Source organism: Komagataeibacter kakiaceti JCM 25156 (assembly GCF_000613305.1).
On the sequence record NZ_BAIO01000867.1, the window covers coordinates 1 to 624 of the forward strand.

Annotated in this window: 2 pseudogenes; both read right to left on the bottom strand. The window is 68.8% G+C overall.

From position 1 onward, the window contains the following. Positions 1-360 (bottom strand): annotated as a pseudogene (locus tag JCM25156_RS19650) (D-alanine--D-alanine ligase); the annotation flags it as partial. Further along, positions 357-624 (bottom strand): annotated as a pseudogene (locus JCM25156_RS19655) (UDP-N-acetylmuramate dehydrogenase); the annotation flags it as partial. The pseudogenes JCM25156_RS19655 and JCM25156_RS19650, both read right to left, overlap by 4 nt.

A 624-nucleotide genomic window follows, 5' to 3' on the forward strand; every position in this document is an offset into this window, starting at 1 on the left:
ACCAGCCCGGTCGGCTACCGGCAGCCCGGCGGCGGCGAAGACCCGGCGCGCCGCGTCCTTGTCCATGGCCGTGGCCGAGGCCCGGACACCGGAATGGGTATAGGCGATGCCCATCCAGTCCAGCACGCCCTGAATGGATCCGTCCTCCCCAAACCGCCCGTGCAGGGCGTTGAACACGACATCGGGCGCGTGGTCGCGCAGGTCGCGCACGATGGACAGCAGGTCGGCACCCGCGTCGATGCAGCGTACGTCATGCCCCCGGTCGCGCAGGGCCTCGGCCACGTTGCGCCCGCTGTTCAGGCTGACCGTGCGCTCGGCGGAGAGGCCGCCCATCAGGACGGAAATCTTGCGGCGTGTCATACGTCTTCTTCCCTGCCAGTAGCCGCCGGGCGACCGATGCGCCGGATTTCCCAGCGCAGTGTGACGGCGGTATGGTCATGCACGCGCTGGCGCACCGTCTCCCCCAGCCGTTCCAGATCGCCCGCCGTGGCGTCGCCCGTATTGAGCATGAAATTGCAGTGCTTCTCGCTCATCTGCGCCCCCCCGATTTTCAGGCCACGGCACCCGGCGGCGTCAATCAGTTCCCACGCCTTGCGTCCGGATTCGTCGGGTGCGGGATTGCGG